Origin of the sequence: Klebsiella sp. I138, from assembly GCF_051131765.1 — a bacterium.
In the GTDB taxonomy this organism is placed as follows: domain Bacteria; phylum Pseudomonadota; class Gammaproteobacteria; order Enterobacterales; family Enterobacteriaceae; genus Klebsiella.
Genome location: NZ_CP180447.1, coordinates 2,033,903 through 2,050,641, shown reverse-complemented (window position 1 = coordinate 2,050,641; position 16,739 = coordinate 2,033,903). Strand labels below are relative to the sequence as shown.

Sequence of the window (16,739 nt, the reverse complement as noted above, 5' to 3'; positions counted from 1 at the left end):
GCAAAATGTAGGGATGTAAATTAACGTCGTTTGCTATATGATGCCGGCCGTTTATTTTACTCATTTCCTATGCCGAGCAGGTACACCATGCCAGTGTTACATAACCGCATTTCAAATGAGACGTTAAAAGCGCAGATGTTAGCTGAGAGCGAACCGCGTACGACGATCTCTTTTTATAAATATTTCACCATCGTGGATCCAAAAGCGACGCGCGATGCGCTGTGGATTGCCCTCACCAAATTAAACGTGTTTGGCCGTATCTATCTGGCCCATGAAGGGATCAACGCACAAATCAGCGTGCCGGAGAGCCAGGTCGACGCCTTGCGTGAGTGTCTCTACGCTTTCGATCCGGCGCTGGATGGCCTGCGTATGAATATCGCGCTGGATGATGACGGAAAATCTTTTTGGGTGCTGCGTCTGAAAGTCCGCGATCGAATCGTGGCTGATGGTATCGACGATCCGACGTTTGATGCTTCAGATGTCGGCGATTACCTGAAGGCGGCCGAAGTGAATGCGATGCTGGACGATCCCGAAGCGGTGTTTATCGATATGCGCAACCACTATGAATATGAAGTGGGCCATTTTGAGCAGGCGCTTGAAATTCCGGCGGACACTTTCCGCGATCAGCTGCCTAAAGCGGTTGAGATGATGCAGGATCATAAAGATAAAAAAATTGTGATGTACTGCACCGGGGGGATTCGTTGTGAAAAAGCCAGCGCCTGGATGAAGCATAACGGCTTTAGCAAGGTCTGGCACATCGAAGGCGGAATCATTGAATATGCCCGCCGCGCGCGCGAGCAAGGACTGCCGGTACGTTTTATCGGTAAGAATTTCGTGTTCGATGAGCGGATGGGGGAGCGCATTTCCGATGATGTGATTGCGCACTGTCACCAGTGTGGCACCCCCTGCGACAGCCATACCAATTGCCTGAATGACGGCTGCCATCTGCTGTTTATCCAGTGCCCGAGCTGTGCCGAAAAGTTTGCCGGATGCTGTAGCGAGACCTGCATGGAAGAGCACAAACTGCCGGAAGAGGAGCAGCGTCAGCTGCGGGCCGGGCGAGAAAATGGCAATAAGATCTTTAACAAATCTCGCGGTCGTCTGAATACGAAGCTGGGGATTCCAGACCCGGAAACCTTAGAAAAACCATAACCAGATAAGATCAACGATCGCCAGCAGTAGCCACAGCGCGAGGTAAATCATAAAGTGCTCGCGGACGTTGTTGACCAGTAAATCATACAGGCGACGCATAAACTCTCTCTGTGATGAACGGCCTCCCTTGAGGCCGTTTTTTATTGCTTGAACCAGACAGCATGAGAAGACCCGCTATTGCTGAAAGCGTGCCAGCGAGAAAGGGGTCAGGTCGAAAGCTGGCGTCTCTCCACGGGCAAACTGCGCGGCAATTTCCCCCAGCACCGGGGCAAATTTGAAGCCATGGCCGCTTAATCCGCTTATCAACAGCGTCTCAGGATGGCCGGGAAGGGTGTCGATGATAAAGTCTTCATCCGCCGTATTATCGTAGGTACAGGAGGCGCCGTGCAGACAGCCGCCGATACCGGGCAGAATGTTGCGCAGGAAGTTGAATGACTCAGAACCGTCGGTGGCGACAGCGCCAAATGGTGTACGTTCTTCCGGGGTAGTGATGAACTGCCCGCCGTTGTGCTTGCCGATTTTCAGTTCGTTATCTTCTGCCGGGAAACCATAGTACTGATCGCCGTTTGGCAACTCGCCGGTAAACGCTGGAAAGTTGTTTTTTGTACTGTAGCGTCCGTCGGCCTGGAACCAGGCAAAAATTTTACGTACCGGCTGAATCGGCAGATTGGGCAGCAGGCGCGTCACCCACGTGCCGGCGCTGACCAGCAGCTTCTTGCCGCTGTAGCTGCCATCGGCGGTGTCGATGGTTACGCCATCCGGCTGATGGTGAATCGCGGTTACCGGACAGTTAAATAGCTGAGCGCAGCCTGCTTCACGAGCGAGGCGGATCCAGGTCTCGATGGCTAGCTCACTACGTAAAACGCCGGACGACGGTTCGAATATTCCCCGGTAATCTTGCGGAACGCGAATTTCAGGCCAGCAGGCCATGATCGCAGGGGCATCCATCTCTTCGACGTTCAGCTGAAACTCCCTCGCGCTGTTCGCGACGTTGGTCAGGAACATCGAGTTTGCCGGGCCGAGGTTAATCACCCCGGTGCGTTCAAAAACCGCCTCACCGCTGAGGGTGGCAAGCTCATCCCATAGCGCCTGTGCACGCAGTACCAAAGGGACATATTTCTCACCTTCGCCATAGGCGTGGCGGATAAGGCGCGTATTACCGTGATGGCTGCCTTCCTGATGCGGAGGGGTGTGCGCATCGGTCATCAGGACGTTAAGTCCTGCACGGCGGGCATAATAGCCGGCAGCGGCACCAGTGGAGCCGCTGCCGATAATGATGAGGTCGTATTGCATGGTATGTTCCGGTTTTTTGCTTTATTAGCAGGGTAAATAACAACCTGCACTTATACAAGCCCGAAAATAAATCAGGCACCCGCGGGTGCCTGTTGAGTTAGCATATATCGATTGCGGCATAATCTTTAATGCCTGCGGTACTCATTTGCCTGGTATTCACCTGATTCTATCTTAGCAATACCTGCTTCCAGAATAGAAATAAATTGACGTGCGACATCCGTCGTTAGCCATAGCGTCTGGCCAATTTCAGCTTCGTTACTGCTTTCATGAGTGGGGTTTTGGTAGTGCAGGCGCAACATCATTGCATCGTAGCTATCAACGGTGCTGATGTCCCATCCGACGAGTGGATGGGTCTGGATGACTTCATTATTCTTTTCCATCATAACCCCTTATTCATATGTTAAAAGACAACAATTCTCGAGGTTTAATGCATATTTTTTGAAGCAAGTTAATTATATCAGCAGTTAAGAATAAACTCGAGAAATTAAATCAAATGGGGCACATTCGCGGCGGTTTGCTGTTTTTTTGTGCAAGCCTGGTCTCGCGCAACGTTATTTTTTAAGGAAATAGCAGGAAGGAAATAGAAAAGTCTGAAACTGGCAGAGGGATAAAAAAGCCGGGGCGACCCGGCAAAAAAAGCACAATGAGGGAGCAAATTGAATTTGCTGTACCTGGCGCTATCTTCAGGCGGCCTGCGTACCAGACTGGGCATCTCTGTTTGCTCAGAGATAATGCCCTTCTACTGCGCTATGCCGCCAGAAAGGCGTCAGGATACGTCATGGACAAACCAGTCATCCGCGCTTTCCCAGGTTTCTTGCAGGATTTCGCTTATCCGGTCTTTATCTTCTTTAAGGCCGCCAATGACGGACAAATTGTTACTGGTAGCAAAACGTACGGTTACCTGGCTTGGGTTCGCCGGGAACTGCTGTTCAATACGTCGGGAGAGTTCATTGTTTAGCGCTTCTAAGGCGCCGTTGGGTAAGGCGGTAGATTTGGCGATTGACACTTCGATACGCATGATTGCCCCCTGTGTAATATACTGTTTATTTATACAGTATAGAATTTGCATTTACAACAGGAGGCAACGCTTTTATTTTTTCATCGTCCAGCGAACGGTTTCACCGGAAAGGAACGGCACCAGCGTATCGTCCGGCAGCGCGATGCTATCGACCACGGTGCTCTCTTCGCGCACGAGTTCAACAAAGGTTTCATTCACCGGTAAACCGTAGAAGCGCGGGCCGTTAAGCGAACAGAACGCTTCAAAATGCTGTAAAGCATTCATCTCTTCAAATACCGTTGCATAGCCGCCCAGCGCCGTCGGTGCGTTAAAGCAGCCGGCGCATCCGCAGCTGGCTTCTTTACGATGGCGGGCGTGCGGGGCGGAGTCGGTACCCAAAAAGGCCCGATTAAAACCGCTGGCAACCAGCTCACGTAGCGCCTGCTGGTGGATATTGCGCTTCAGAATCGGCAGGCAGTAAAGATGAGGACGTACGCCGCCGACCAGCATATGGTTACGGTTAAACATCAGGTGCTGAGGAGTAATCGTCGCAGCCAGCAGTTCGTTACCATCGCGGACGTATTCGGCGGCATCTTTGGTGGTGATATGCTCAAATACCACCTTCAGACCCGGTAAACGTTGGCGCAGGGGCTCCATTACCGTTTCGATAAAACGCGCTTCGCGATCGAAGATATCGATCTCGGCGTGAGTCACTTCACCGTGCACCAGCAGCGGCATGCCCAGTTTTTCCATGCGTTCCAGCACCGGCATAATGGCATCGATGCTGGTGACGCCGTGGCTCGAGTTGGTGGTGGCATTGGCCGGGTAGAGCTTAGCTGCTGTGAATACGCCAGCGTGGAATCCGCGCTCCAGCTCTGCCGGATCGAGCGTGTCGGTCAGGTAGCAGGTCATCAGTGGCGTAAAATCATGCCCGGCGGGTACTGCGTCAAGGATACGCTGGCGGTAGGCAATTGCAGCCTCTACGGTGGTGACAGGCGGCACCAGATTCGGCATCACGATCGCCCGGCCATAAAACTCACTGGTGTAAGGCACGACGGTTTTCAGCATATCGTCATCGCGCAGATGGATATGCCAGTCGTCAGGGCGGCGGATTTTCAATACCTGGGATTGTGCTGTCATGGAAAGCTCCGGCTAATAGGGTCAGTCATCAGGGCTGTTTTTGCCGGGCACTAAGGATAAGCGTAAACGTTTTCCTTTGCATCAAATTCCGTAAAAAAACGGGCGCCGCAGCGCCCGGAATATTAATTGGTGAACGGGATGATAATTTCACCCGGTTTCACCTCGATGCCTTTTGCATATTTTTTGGCCAGCGCTTCACCGGTACTGGCGTCTTCGCGCAGAACGTAGGCCGGCTGCTGGTTAAAATAGCTACGCAGAGACTGATTCAGATAGGGGATCAGCGTCTGCACGACGGATTGCAGCTTTTCGGGCGATACTTTCGCATCAACCACTTCCATCTCCTGCAGGAAGATCGCACCTTTCTCTTTATTAAACACCGGCAGCGCCTTGAGCTTCAGGTCGATGGTGGCTTTCTGGTTGCCGAATAACGAGTTCAAATCGAGGTTGGCGATGCCGCTCAGCGTCACCTTATTAGGCTCTTCACGGCCAATTGCGCTGGTCAGATCGTGTAGTTCTATATGTGCGTCCGCCACGCCCGGCAGGCCGATATCTTTGGCGAAGTGGTTACGTTTCTGTAGCGCCTGGTTAATCTCCTGCTCGCTAACTGAATACTGCGTGAGCTGGTTACAGCCGCTCAGAAGGCCGCTGACAATGAGCGCGGCCACGATAAACATCTTTTTCATTAGATTCCTTAACGGTCATGCCAGGACTTATCCTGACATAAAGCAGCATGGCCTGCCAGCATTCGACGTACTAGCGGAAAATGCTGAAAAGATGCCTGACGCTGAATATCAGGTCAGGTACGAGGCTCCAGCATGCCGGACGTCGAGCGCTTCTGACTAAACTGCCACCACAGGGCAATGAAGGTAATAAAGCCGATAATACCCAGCATCAGCCACGGTAGTTCGGGCTGGTTCAGCTCTTTACCCGCGTCGAATAACCACCCGCCACCGGCGTAGCCAAACGCGCCGCCGAAGGCCAGCCCCAGCCGGCTGAAGCCCATATAGCTGCCGCGCGCTCGGGCATCTGCTAACGATGCGCCCAGCGTTTCACGAGCGGGTTCCGCAATGATCGAGCCGATGTAGAAAACACAAATCAGGGTAAACAGCTGCTGTAAATTGCTGGTTAAGCCGATGGGTAGCATGGCGACGGTCATCACCAGTAACCCGGTCATCAGTCGGTGTTCCAGACGAAAGCGCTGCTCGCTCCAGCGAGCGATGGGATAGAGCAGGGTCAGCGAAATGGCGGCTTCAATGGCATACATCCATTTTACCGCAGTGGGCGAGCCGGCGATGTCGTTGACCATAATAGGCAGCATCAGCATGACCTGTACAGCCAGCATGTAGTAGCCGGTAAGCGTCAGGACGTAGGTGACAAAGCGCTTATCGCGCAGGACTCTACCCAGACCTTCTCGAACCGGCGTTTTCACGGTGGAAAGCTTCCACGCCGGGAGATACCAGGCGTTGAACCCGGCGCAGGCGATAAACAGCGCCGCGCCGACGCTGCAGACAAGGCGGAAGTCATATTGCAGCAGCCAGCTGCCGAGCAGCGCGCCGATAACCGCTCCGGCGCTATCCTGCATCATCAGGATGGAAAAGAACCGCCCGCGCTGATGTGGGCGAACCAGTTTGACCACCAGCGCAGCGCGCGGCGGATCGAACAGGGTTCCGCCAAGCCCGGAGAGAATACAGGAAAGCCACAGGACCCACGGTTCATGGGCCACGGCCATCGCCGCGAACCCCCCCGCGCGCATCAGCATACCGGTGACGATCATCGGCTTGGCGCCAAAGCGATCGGCAACCGCCCCGCCAAAAATGCCTAATCCCTGCTGTACCAGTTGACGCAGGCCGAGCGCAATGCCGACCATGAGCGCCGCCCAGCCCATCTGGTCAACAAAGCGAATAGAAATCAGCGGAAAGACGACAAAAAAGCCGAGAACCACCAGCATGTTGTCGACCAACAGGAAATATTTACCCAGGCTCCTTGCCTGCGATACGCGGGACATTTCCCCTCCAGGGAAAATAAAGAGTTACCCGGATAGTGTGCGGGGAAGATGCTGACTTTCCCAGCTTCCTTGCGACAATATTTTTTTATCAAAAAGCAAGATCGATAGAGTCTATTCATCGAAAAAGGGAGATGGTGCAGAAAATGGTATGTTGCTGTTTTCACACCAGCGTTCAGGACAGGTATAGTGAAGGGAGCAGGGTAATCAGTCAGGGGAACAGGAGAAGGGAATGTTTGGCTATCGCAGTAACGTACCGAAGGTGCGTTTGACGACGGACAGGCTGGTGGTGCGGCTGGTATACGATCGTGACGCCTGGCGTCTGGCCGATTATTACGCGGAGAATAAAGGGTTCTTGAAACCCTGGGAACCAGTGCGCGACGACAGCCACTGCTACCCCTCTGGCTGGCAGGCGCGTTTGTCGATGATTTCTGAGTTTCATAAACAGGGCTCGGCATTCTACTTTGCGCTTCTCGATCCGGAAGAGAAAGAGATTATCGGCGTAGCGAATTTTTCCAACGTGGTGCGCGGGTCGTTTCATGCCTGTTACCTCGGCTACTCCATTGGTGAGAAGTGGCAGGGCCAGGGGCTGATGTTTGAAGCGCTGACCGCCGCGATTCGTTATATGCAACGCACGCAGCATATCCATCGCATTATGGCCAATTACATGCCGCATAATCAGCGTAGCGGCGATCTACTGGCGCGTCTTGGCTTTGAAAAAGAGGGTTACGCTAAAAACTATCTGCTGATTGACGGGCAGTGGCGCGACCATGTACTGACGGCGTTGACGACCCCGGACTGGACTCCGGGTCGCTAAGGAGAAAGCATGAAATATCAGTTAACCGCACACGAAGCACGGGTCATCGGGTGTTTGCTGGAAAAACAGGTGACCACGCCGGAACAGTATCCGCTGTCGGTCAATGCGGTGGTGACCGCCTGCAATCAGAAAACCAACCGTGAGCCGGTGATGTCGCTGAGCGAAAGTGATATTCAGGACCTGCTGGATACCCTGGTCAAACGCCACTATCTGCGCACGGTCAGCGGTTTTGGCAATCGCGTGACCAAATACGAGCAGCGCTTTTGTAATTCAGAATTTGGCGATCTTAAGCTGACTCCGGCAGAGGTGGCGGTGGTGACGACGCTGCTGCTGCGCGGGGCACAAACGCCGGGCGAGTTGCGCAGTCGCGCGCAGCGAATGCACGACTTTAGCGATATGGCGGAAGTGGAAAATGTGCTCGAAACGCTGGCCAACCGGGATGACGGCCCCTTCGTCGCCCGCCTGCCGCGCGAGCCAGGAAAACGCGAATCCCGCTATATGCATCTGTTCTGCGATGACATGGACTCGCTGATTACCGCCGTGGAGGCCGTCTCACCGCCGACCGATGATCTCCTCGCGCGGGTTGAGGCGCTTGAAGGCGAGGTCGCGGAGCTTAAAGAGCGGCTGGACTCACTGCTGGCTCACCTGGGAGATTAATCGTGACGGCGAAATTACGCATTGGCGTGGTGGGGTTAGGAGGCATCGCGCAGAAGGCCTGGCTGCCGGTGCTGGGCGCCGCAGACGGCTGGACGCTGCAGGCGGCCTGGTCGCCGGGTAAAGAGAAAGCGCTGCGCATCTGCGACACCTGGCGTATTCCTTATGCTGACTCGCTGGAACAGCTGGCGGCGCAGTGTGATGCGGTATTTGTGCATACCTCGACGGCTTCGCATTTTGAGGTCGTCAGCCGCCTGCTGAATGCCGGGGTGCATGTCTGCGTAGATAAACCGCTGGCCGATAAGCTGAACGAGGCGGAGTCGTTGGTCGAACTGGCCGCGCGCCGCAAGCTCACGCTCATGGTTGGGTTCAACCGTCGCTTTGCGCCGCTGTACCGCGAGCTTAAAGCGCAGCTGGGCGATGCGGCATCGTTACGCATGGATAAACATCGCAGCGACAGCGTGGGCCACGATCTGCGTTTTACACTTCTGGATGATTATCTGCACGTAGTGGATACTGCGCTGTGGCTGGCGGGCGGAAACGCGCGCCTGAGCGGCGGGACGTTGCACACCACGGCCCAGGGTGAAATGCTCTATGCCGAACATCATTTCAGCACGCCGCAGCTGGAGGTGACCACCAGCATGCACCGCCGTGCCGGCAGCCAGCGGGAGTGGGTACAGGCCGTTACCGATGGCGGGCTGTATGAGGTTTGCGATATGCGCGATTGGCAGGAAGAGCGCGGCCAGGGCGTCGTTCAGCGGCCGGTACCCGGCTGGCAAACCACGCTGGAGCAACGCGGCTTTGTCGGCTGCGCCCGCCATTTTATCGAATGTGTGCAAAATCAGACGGTTCCGGATACCGCAGGTGAGCAGGCGCTGTTGGCCCAGCGTATCGTGGAAAAGCTCTGGCGTGAGGCAATGAGCGAATAACTGGTTGTAACAACTGGGAGTAGTAATTCATGACGAACCCGGTAGACTATCGCCACTTTCCAGCGCCCGCTATCGCGGGCGTTTTACTTCAGGGTTGTGGAATAACACGTTAATGAACCTTTTAAAATCACTGGCGGCAGTCAGTTCGATGACCATGTTTTCACGCGTACTGGGGTTTGCGCGTGATGCTATCGTCGCCCGAATTTTTGGTGCCGGGATGGCGACGGATGCCTTTTTCGTGGCGTTCAAATTACCGAATTTGCTGCGCCGTATTTTCGCCGAAGGGGCTTTTTCTCAGGCTTTCGTCCCGATTCTTGCTGAATACAAAAGCAAGCAGGGCGAAGATGCAACCCGCGTGTTTGTGGCCTACGTTTCTGGCCTGCTGACGCTGGTTCTGGCGGTAGTTACCGTTCTTGGCATGCTGGCCGCTCCCTGGGTTATCACTATTACCGCGCCGGGCTTCGCCGACAGTCCCGATAAATTTACGTTGACCACGCAGCTGCTGCGGGTCACCTTTCCTTATATTCTGCTGATTTCACTGGCGTCATTAGCCGGGGCGATTCTCAACACATGGAACCGTTTTTCTGTTCCTGCCTTTGCGCCGACGTTCCTTAACGTCAGCATGATTGGTTTTGCCCTGTTCGCCGCACCTTATTTTCATCCGCCGATGATGGCGATGGCGTGGGCGGTTACCGTTGGTGGCATCCTGCAGCTGGCTTATCAGCTGCCACATCTGAAAAAAATCGGCATGCTGGTTCTGCCGCGTATTAATTTGAAAGATGCCGGGGCGATTCGCGTAGTGAAGCAGATGGGGCCGGCGATCCTCGGCGTGTCTGTCAGCCAAATTTCTTTGATTATCAATACGATTTTTGCCTCGTTCCTGGTTTCTGGTTCCGTGTCGTGGATGTATTATGCGGACCGTCTGATGGAGTTTCCGTCCGGGGTGCTTGGCGTGGCGCTGGGGACTATTTTGCTGCCCTCGCTGTCAAAGAGTTTCTCCAGCGGCAACCATGACGAGTATTGCCGCCTGATGGACTGGGGGCTGCGCTTGTGCTTCCTGCTGGCGTTACCGAGCGCCGTTGCGCTGGGGATCCTGGCGAAACCGCTGACCGTGGCGCTGTTCCAGTACGGAAAATTCAGTGCCTTTGACGCCGCCATGACCCAACGTGCGCTGGTGGCGTATTCCGTTGGTCTGATGGGGCTGATTGTCGTTAAGGTGCTGGCGCCGGGCTTTTATTCGCGCCAGGACATTAAAACGCCGGTCAAAATTGCTATCGTTACGCTGATCATGACCCAGGTGATGAACCTGATTTTTATTGGTCCGCTGAAGCATGCCGGTCTGTCATTGTCTATCGGTCTCGCGGCCTGTCTTAATGCCGGTTTGCTTTACTGGCAGCTGCGTAAGCAAAAGATCTTTACCCCTCAGCCGGGTTGGTTTTCCTTCCTTTTACGCCTGGTGGTAGCGGTGCTTGTGATGTCGGCGGCGCTGCTGGGCATGATGTATATCATGCCGGAGTGGTCGCAGGGCTCTATGCCGTTCCGTTTGCTGCGCCTGATGGCCGTGGTGGTAGTAGGCGTGGTCGCTTATTTTGCGACCCTGATGCTGCTGGGCTTCCGGGTGAAAGAGTTTGCCCGCCGCACTATCTGAAGTGATACATCGGACTAAAAGGGACCCGTTCTGCACCGCAGAACGGGTTTTTTTATCGGGCCGTGCGTTGAGCTGAGGCCAGCCGAGCGCTTTCCCGCAGACGAATCGCGAGAGCAATAGCCCCGCTAACGACGGCGAGAATAACGACGCCGTTCCAGCCGGCAACCACGTATAGCCGGCTGCCGAGAATTGAGCCCAGCGCCATACCAATAAACACGCCGGTAAACAGCAGGGCATTCAGGCGACCGCGAGCCTGTGGCTCCAGGCTATAAACCAGATTCTGGTGGGCGACCAGACTGGACTGCAGACCAAGATCGAAACCGATGGCCGAGAGGCCTATCAGCAGCAGCTGGCCGTGCGGTGGCAATGCTGGCATCAGGAACATCAGGGCAAAAGAGGCGGTAACCAGCCCGGCCCCCAGTTGAGTGACTCTTCCCGCGCCATATTTATCGGCCAGCCCGCCGGCCAGCGGTGCGGCAAGGGCCCCGGCCGCACCGGCGATACCGAATCCCCCGGCAACGGCGCTACCCATCTGATAATGTGCGAGCAGCATTACCGCCAGCGTTGACCAGAAGGCGCTGAAGGCCACGGATAAAAAGCCCTGGGCTAACGCCGCGCGACGTAGCGCAGGATAGCGTTGCCAAAGGTGTACCATAGATTTCATCAACTGCGGATAGCTTAGGGTTGAGTGAATCTCAAACCGCGGCAGGATGCGCCACATCAGCAGGCCAATCAAGGCGATGCTCACCGCCGCTGCCTGATACATCACTCGCCAACCGAACAGCGCTCCGACCAGCCCGCTGACGGTCCTCGAGAGCAAAATCCCCAGCAGCAGGCCGGTCATCACCGTCCCGACCATTTTTCCCTGTTTACCCGCCGGTGCCAGGATGGCCGCAGCCGGAACGATATCCTGCGCCATCGTTGCTGCCATGCCAATCAGCAGGCTGACCAGAAGCAGTGAACTCAACTGGCCCGTGAGGCTACACAGCAGCAGCAGGACCGCCAGCGCCGCACTCTTCAGCAGAATCAGGGTGCGCCGGTCGTGGCGATCCCCGAGCGGCAGAAGAAACAGAATCCCCAGCGCGTAGCCCGCCTGTGTCAGGGTCGGGACCAGCCCCATTCCTTCAACGCTGAGATGCAGATTAGCGCCCATCAGCGGGAGCAGGGGCTGAGCGTAATAAATGGAGGCAACGCTAAAACCCGCGCCAAGGGCGAGTATAAAAATAATCCAGCCAGCCTCGCGGGAGGATAACGGCTTCGGAGTCATGATGGAGTCCTCGTAGATGAGATGGCGCTATTCTTCACTGAATACGGCTGGTGCGGTAGATAGCGTGGTGGTAAAACGGTTATACGTCATACGTATAGAGAAAATGAAAATGAAGAGGCAGGAGCGTATAGACCGCATTGAGCTGATGCGAACTTTTATTCGAATCGTCGAGTCCGGCTCGCTCTCATCGGCGGCGCGGCAGCTGGACACAACCCAGGCGACGGTCAGCCGCCGCTTGCAGTCTCTGGAGGGAATGCTGGGTAGCAGACTGATCCTGCGTACAACCCACGCCATGAAGCTGACCGATGACGGGGAACGCTGCTATCAGCACGCGCGGCAGGTGGTGGATGCATGGCTGGCCCTGGAGGACGAGATGAGTATTGCTGATGAAAGGCCGGTGGGCGTGCTGCGCGTGCGTGCACCTCACGCCTTTGGCCAGCAGCAGCTGCTGGGGCCGCTGGTCAGCTTTCTGCAACGATATCCTCAGCTGGCGGTAGAGTGGATGCTCAATGACAAAACCGTCGACTTTCTCAGCGACAATATCGATTGTGCTATTCGGGTCGGTGCCGAAGTCGACCCGGCTACGGTTTCTGTGCTGCTGGCAGAGGTTCCGCGTAGCCTGGTGGTGGCCCCGGCGCTGTTGTCGCGCTACCCGGTATTAGTGAACCCCGAGGACCTGTCTCATCTACCGTGGGTGGCTATCAGCACCTTCTATCAGCATGAAGTGGAGCTACAGCATCAGGATGACAGCCAGGAGCTTACTTTTGGCATCGTGCCGTGTCTGAGCACGGATAGTGTACATGTGGCGCGTAATACGGCGCTGGCTGGGTTGGGGGTGGCTATCGTGTCGAGCTGGGCTGTAACGCAGGATATCGCTGCCGGTCGGTTGGTCGAACCGTTTCCACAGTGGAGAGCTTCTCCGCTGCCGGTGCACCTGGTCTATCCGTGGGCGCGTTATTATCCTACCCGCCTGAGAAAGTTCCTCGATCTGATGCGCGAGGTTATGCCACAGGTAGCCGGGATGCAACAACCGGAAGGGGAATAAAAAAATCGGCCAGAGGCCTGCATCTCAGCGATTTTTAGCCGCTCCAACCCCCTGCGGCATGTTCCGATATTCCATGCTGACCATTCTGCCGCTGAAAAACCTTCAGCAATGATATCGCGACAGGAAAACGGGCAACACCAAATGTTCGTCCAAACCACCGTTTATCGGCATCACCCAGGTTCACAATAAACCATAAAAAAACCGGCCAGAGGCCGGTTTTTTAGTGCGTACCGCGTTTACTCGGCAGGCTGTGGACGGGTAGGCTCCGCCGTCGCCTGATGAGTTGCGCTGTGGCCGCCTGCTGCACCTTTGCCATCGAAGGCAAATGACGGGCGAACCCAGTCGCTGTGACGCGGCTCTTCAGGCTCGTAGGCCGGAGCTGGCGCGCGAGTCATCGGAGCCGTGGCGTAGTGGTTAGAAATGATAACCTTAGCTGCGGCAGGCTCTGCAACCACAACCGGCGCTGGCGTGACAACCGGCGCTGGTGTGACAACCGGCGCTGGTGTGACAACCGGCGCTGGCGTGACAACCGGCTCTGGTGTGACAACCGGCGCGATTTCCACAACCGGGGCAGTTTCAACGACAGGCGTCGGTTCGGTGGCCTGCGGTGCAGGGGCGTCGTGCGCCACAAGCGGTGCGATTTCTTCAACGACGGCTTCAGCTTCCACTGCTACCGTTTCCGACTCCTCGACAACCGGTGCAACCACGCTTTCTGCCTCAACAACCGGGGCTTCTGCGGTGATAACGTCCTGTGGCGCAACCTCGGCCTCACGGACGATCTCCGGCTCAACAGGTTGTGCGGCTTCAACGATGGTTGCTTCAGCGACGACCGGTTGTTCTGCGGCGACAGGCGCTGAGTCAACAACGACCGGGGCTACGGCTTCTGCAACGATCGGCTCAGCGACAACAACTGGCGCGATGGTTTCAGCTACGGATGCCTGCAGCTGTTGCTCTTCCTGCTGCTGATCCTGCGGACGGACAACCGGATAACGGATCCAGACTTTACCTGACGCCATTTCCGGAGATGCACAGGCTACGGTCAGCGGCATCGGCGATTGGGTCGGGTAACGCTCATCACGGTAACGGCGACGGCGCTGGCCGCTGACGCGCAGATGACGCGGCGAACGACGAGAGCGACGCGGCATGCCGTTGGCTTCACGAGATTCATTGTTGTCGTCATGATCGCCGTTTGTTTCAACGACGGCAGGCAGGTCGACTTTTGCCAGCTCCGTGCGCGGGGCAACGGTTTCCGGCTGAGCAACGGCGACGGTTTCTACAACCGGTGCCGCTGTTTCAACTACCGCAGACTCAATGCGAACTTTCTGGGACAGCTGACGCGGCTTGCGACGCGACATCGTCTGCACGCGTTCTTCCTGCTCAACTTCCTGCTGGACAACGGGCTCTTCGCTAGTTTGCGCTTTGACTTCCTGCGGTGCTTGACGCTTTTCGTCATTACGACGACGATTACGTTCACGGCGCGGCTGCTGTTCATCGCGTACCTTGCCTTTGTCCGCATCATCGGTCACTGGCTGGCGAGATTCACGCGGCTCCGCGTTCTGCTGCTGTTTCTCGCGACGGTTACGACGGTTTTCCTCGCGGGATTCACGAGATTCACGGCCTTCGCTATTTTCAGCACGGTTATCACGGGCGTCACGGTTATCACGGGCGTCACGATTATCACGGTTATCGCGATTATCACGGTTATCGCGACGATCGTTGCGATCGCGGCGGTTGTTAGTCCGCGGCTTACGACGTTCCTGCTGACGTTCCGGTTTCTCTTCAGTCTTATTCTCGACCTGAGGTTCTACCGGTTTGGCTTCTTCCGCGCCGGAGAAGATATTCTTCAGAGCACCAAAGAAGCGTGAGAGCAGACCTGGCTGTGCCGGTTGTTGCGGTGCCGCGGCGACAGATGCTGCCGCAGGTTTCACGGCGGCAGGCGCGGCGACAGGTTCATCCTGCTCTGGCGCAGGCGGTACGTCCGGCATGACGAAAGTGGCCAGGGCTGGTTGCTCAGGGCGTTTACGCTCGGCCGGCTCTTCGTCCGCAGGCAGCGCCATTTCTTCTTCGTGCAGTTTCGGCAGCAGATAGCTCAGCGTAGAGGTTTCTTCGCCTTTGCGTACGCGCAGCACGGAGTAGTGTGGAGTTTCCATCTGATCGTTCGGGACGATGATGACACGAACGTCGCCCTGGCGGGTTTCGATAGCGCTCACCGCGGCACGTTTTTCGTTCAGCAGGTAAGAGGCAATCGGCACAGGCACGATGGCGTGAACTTCCTGGGTGTTCTCTTTCAGCGCTTCTTCTTCAATCAGACGCAGGATAGAGAGCGACAGGGATTCGTTATCACGAACGGTGCCGGTACCGCTACAGCGCGGGCAGACGTGATGGCTGGATTCACCCAGCGACGGGCTCAGACGCTGACGGGACATTTCGAGCAGGCCGAAGCGGGAAATATGGCTGATCTGAATACGCGCACGATCCTGACGAACGGCTTCACGCAGGCGGTTTTCAACCGCACGCTGGTGGCGTACCGGCGTCATGTCGATGAAGTCGATGACAATCAAGCCGCCGAGGTCACGCAGACGCAGCTGGCGGGCGATTTCATCGGCCGCTTCCAGGTTGGTGTTGAATGCCGTTTCTTCGATGTCGCCGCCGCGGGTTGCACGTGCGGAGTTGATATCGATAGCGGTCAATGCTTCGGTGCTGTCGATAACGATAGAACCGCCGGACGGCAGACGCACTTCACGCTGGAAGGCGGACTCAATCTGCGATTCGATTTGATAATGGCTGAACAGCGGAATTTCACCGGTGTACAGTTTGATTTTGCTGCTGAAATCCGGACGACCCAGCGCTGCGATATGCTGGCGAGCCAGCTCAAGCACTTTCGGGTTATCGATCAGGATTTCGCCGATGTCCTGGCGCAGGTAATCACGGAAGGCGCGCACAATAACGTTGCTTTCCTGATGGATCAGGAACGGCGCCGGGCGGCTTTCTGCGGCTTTCTGGATGGCTTCCCAATGCTTCAGACGGAAGCTCAGGTCCCATTGTAGTGCTTCAGCAGATTTGCCGACGCCTGCGGTACGCACGATAAGCCCCATGCCGTCAGGCAGTTCAAGGCTGGCCAGCGCTTCTTTCAGTTCGGTACGGTCGTCACCCTCGATGCGGCGCGAAATACCGCCGGCACGTGGGTTATTCGGCATCAGTACCAGGTAGCTACCCGCCAGGCTGATAAAGGTGGTGAGCGCAGCGCCTTTGTTGCCACGTTCTTCTTTATCAATTTGCACAATGACTTCCTGGCCTTCACGCAGGACATCCTTAATATTCGGACGGCCGTGAGAATTGTAGTTGGCAGGGAAGTATTCGCGGGCGATTTCTTTGAGGGGGAGGAAACCATGACGCTCGGCGCCGTAATCAACAAACGCGGCTTCAAGGCTAGGTTCAATACGGGTAATTTTGCCTTTGTAGATGTTCGCTTTTTTCTGTTCGTGCCCGGGGCTTTCGATATCCAGGTCGTACAGGCGCTGCCCATCAACAAGGGCGACGCGCAACTCTTCCTGCTGAGTTGCGTTGATTAACATTCTTTTCATCGTAACTTACTCATTATTCTTACATTGACGACTAAGCTGCGGGCAGAGTATTGCCTTGCCGGGTGGAACCGATGGCCTCGTGTCTGTTTCACGTCGCCAACCTCACGGTTGTCGCGCGCTTAAGAGGCGCAGAGTGTCGGTCGCCTGTATTTCAAACGGAAACACAGCGCAATTAGCAGGGGAACAGCCTGGGATGTATCACCAGAGAAGA

Annotated in this window: 15 protein-coding genes; 6 read left to right on the top strand and 9 right to left on the bottom strand. The window is 55.9% G+C overall.

Annotated elements, in window-relative coordinates:
• The first annotated feature begins 87 nt into the window (after positions 1-87).
• A complete protein-coding gene (locus ACMYSK_RS09605) occupies positions 88-1,152 on the top strand; it encodes a rhodanese-related sulfurtransferase (protein WP_434642307.1) in 1,065 nt (354 codons plus the stop codon).
• Here ACMYSK_RS09605 and ACMYSK_RS09600 read toward each other — a convergent pair.
• The 7 genes from ACMYSK_RS09600 to mdtH form a co-directional block, all read right to left on the bottom strand.
• The gene (locus ACMYSK_RS09600) at positions 1,138-1,251 is read right to left on the bottom strand and encodes a YceO family protein (RefSeq protein WP_004860490.1); all 114 of its coding nucleotides are present in this window, start codon (positions 1,249-1,251) and stop codon (positions 1,138-1,140) included. The two genes, ACMYSK_RS09605 and ACMYSK_RS09600, sit on opposite strands and share 15 nt — an antisense overlap.
• 75 nt (positions 1,252-1,326) lie before the next feature.
• A complete protein-coding gene (gene solA / locus ACMYSK_RS09595; RefSeq protein WP_434642304.1) occupies positions 1,327-2,445 on the bottom strand; it encodes an N-methyl-L-tryptophan oxidase in 1,119 nt (372 codons plus the stop codon).
• 125 nt (positions 2,446-2,570) lie between these two features.
• Positions 2,571-2,825 (bottom strand): biofilm formation regulator BssS, encoded by a 255-nt coding sequence (gene bssS, locus ACMYSK_RS09590; RefSeq protein ID WP_434644007.1) that lies wholly within the window; start codon positions 2,823-2,825, stop codon positions 2,571-2,573.
• A 386-nt stretch (positions 2,826-3,211) separates the two neighbouring features.
• Positions 3,212-3,463, bottom strand: a complete 252-nt coding sequence (gene dinI, locus ACMYSK_RS09585; RefSeq protein ID WP_434642301.1) for a DNA damage-inducible protein I — start codon at positions 3,461-3,463, stop codon at positions 3,212-3,214.
• A 72-nt stretch (positions 3,464-3,535) separates the two neighbouring features.
• Positions 3,536-4,582 (bottom strand): dihydroorotase, encoded by a 1,047-nt coding sequence (pyrC, locus tag ACMYSK_RS09580; RefSeq protein WP_434642298.1) that lies wholly within the window; start codon positions 4,580-4,582, stop codon positions 3,536-3,538.
• Between the two features lie 122 nt (positions 4,583-4,704).
• Positions 4,705-5,265, bottom strand: a complete 561-nt coding sequence (locus tag ACMYSK_RS09575) for a lipoprotein (protein ID WP_004860496.1) — start codon at positions 5,263-5,265, stop codon at positions 4,705-4,707.
• Between the two features lie 113 nt (positions 5,266-5,378).
• A complete protein-coding gene (gene mdtH / locus ACMYSK_RS09570; protein WP_434642295.1) occupies positions 5,379-6,587 on the bottom strand; it encodes a multidrug efflux MFS transporter MdtH in 1,209 nt (402 codons plus the stop codon).
• A gap of 229 nt (positions 6,588-6,816) precedes the next feature.
• Between mdtH and rimJ the strand changes: the two genes are divergently transcribed.
• The 4 genes from rimJ to murJ all read left to right on the top strand — a co-directional run bounded on the left by rimJ (position 6,817) and on the right by murJ (position 10,632).
• Complete coding sequence (rimJ, locus tag ACMYSK_RS09565) at positions 6,817-7,401, top strand: ribosomal protein S5-alanine N-acetyltransferase (RefSeq protein WP_004860498.1); 585 nt, start codon at positions 6,817-6,819, stop codon at positions 7,399-7,401.
• A gap of 9 nt (positions 7,402-7,410) precedes the next feature.
• Positions 7,411-8,058, top strand: coding sequence for a YceH family protein (locus ACMYSK_RS09560; protein ID WP_434642292.1), 648 nt, complete (start codon positions 7,411-7,413; stop codon positions 8,056-8,058).
• Positions 8,059-8,060: 2 nt separating this feature from the next.
• Positions 8,061-8,984: a Gfo/Idh/MocA family protein gene (locus tag ACMYSK_RS09555; protein WP_434642290.1), complete on the top strand. Its 924-nt coding sequence runs from the start codon at positions 8,061-8,063 to the stop codon at positions 8,982-8,984.
• 112 nt (positions 8,985-9,096) lie between these two features.
• The gene (gene murJ / locus ACMYSK_RS09550) at positions 9,097-10,632 is read left to right on the top strand and encodes a murein biosynthesis integral membrane protein MurJ (protein ID WP_434642287.1); all 1,536 of its coding nucleotides are present in this window, start codon (positions 9,097-9,099) and stop codon (positions 10,630-10,632) included.
• A gap of 52 nt (positions 10,633-10,684) precedes the next feature.
• Here the strand turns inward: murJ and ACMYSK_RS09545 are convergent, their stop codons facing one another.
• On the bottom strand, positions 10,685-11,899 hold the full coding sequence (locus ACMYSK_RS09545) for an MFS transporter (RefSeq protein ID WP_434642284.1): 1,215 nt from the start codon (positions 11,897-11,899) through the stop codon (positions 10,685-10,687).
• 16 nt (positions 11,900-11,915) lie between these two features.
• Here ACMYSK_RS09545 and ACMYSK_RS09540 point away from each other — a divergent pair, with 16 nt between their 5' ends.
• Complete coding sequence (locus ACMYSK_RS09540) at positions 11,916-12,944, top strand: LysR family transcriptional regulator (protein WP_434642281.1); 1,029 nt, start codon at positions 11,916-11,918, stop codon at positions 12,942-12,944.
• Between the two features lie 236 nt (positions 12,945-13,180).
• On the opposite strand, the gene rne is transcribed toward ACMYSK_RS09540, so the two are convergent.
• Positions 13,181-16,528: a ribonuclease E gene (gene rne / locus ACMYSK_RS09535; protein ID WP_434642279.1), complete on the bottom strand. Its 3,348-nt coding sequence runs from the start codon at positions 16,526-16,528 to the stop codon at positions 13,181-13,183.
• Positions 16,529-16,739: the final 211 nt, after the last annotated feature.

Coding starts and splice junctions, on each gene's coding strand:
- ACMYSK_RS09605 (WP_434642307.1), top strand. CDS start 88: ATGCCAGTGTTACATAACCGCATTTCAAATGAGACGTTAAAAGCGCAG.
- ACMYSK_RS09600 (WP_004860490.1), bottom strand. CDS start 1,251: ATGCGTCGCCTGTATGATTTACTGGTCAACAACGTCCGCGAGCACTTT.
- solA (WP_434642304.1), bottom strand. CDS start 2,445: ATGCAATACGACCTCATCATTATCGGCAGCGGCTCCACTGGTGCCGCT.
- bssS (WP_434644007.1), bottom strand. CDS start 2,825: ATGGAAAAGAATAATGAAGTCATCCAGACCCATCCACTCGTCGGATGG.
- dinI (WP_434642301.1), bottom strand. CDS start 3,463: ATGCGTATCGAAGTGTCAATCGCCAAATCTACCGCCTTACCCAACGGC.
- pyrC (WP_434642298.1), bottom strand. CDS start 4,582: ATGACAGCACAATCCCAGGTATTGAAAATCCGCCGCCCTGACGACTGG.
- ACMYSK_RS09575 (WP_004860496.1), bottom strand. CDS start 5,265: ATGAAAAAGATGTTTATCGTGGCCGCGCTCATTGTCAGCGGCCTTCTG.
- mdtH (WP_434642295.1), bottom strand. CDS start 6,587: ATGTCCCGCGTATCGCAGGCAAGGAGCCTGGGTAAATATTTCCTGTTG.
- rimJ (WP_004860498.1), top strand. CDS start 6,817: ATGTTTGGCTATCGCAGTAACGTACCGAAGGTGCGTTTGACGACGGAC.
- ACMYSK_RS09560 (WP_434642292.1), top strand. CDS start 7,411: ATGAAATATCAGTTAACCGCACACGAAGCACGGGTCATCGGGTGTTTG.
- murJ (WP_434642287.1), top strand. CDS start 9,097: ATGAACCTTTTAAAATCACTGGCGGCAGTCAGTTCGATGACCATGTTT.
- ACMYSK_RS09545 (WP_434642284.1), bottom strand. CDS start 11,899: ATGACTCCGAAGCCGTTATCCTCCCGCGAGGCTGGCTGGATTATTTTT.
- ACMYSK_RS09540 (WP_434642281.1), top strand. CDS start 11,916: ATGAGATGGCGCTATTCTTCACTGAATACGGCTGGTGCGGTAGATAGC.
- rne (WP_434642279.1), bottom strand. CDS start 16,528: ATGAAAAGAATGTTAATCAACGCAACTCAGCAGGAAGAGTTGCGCGTC.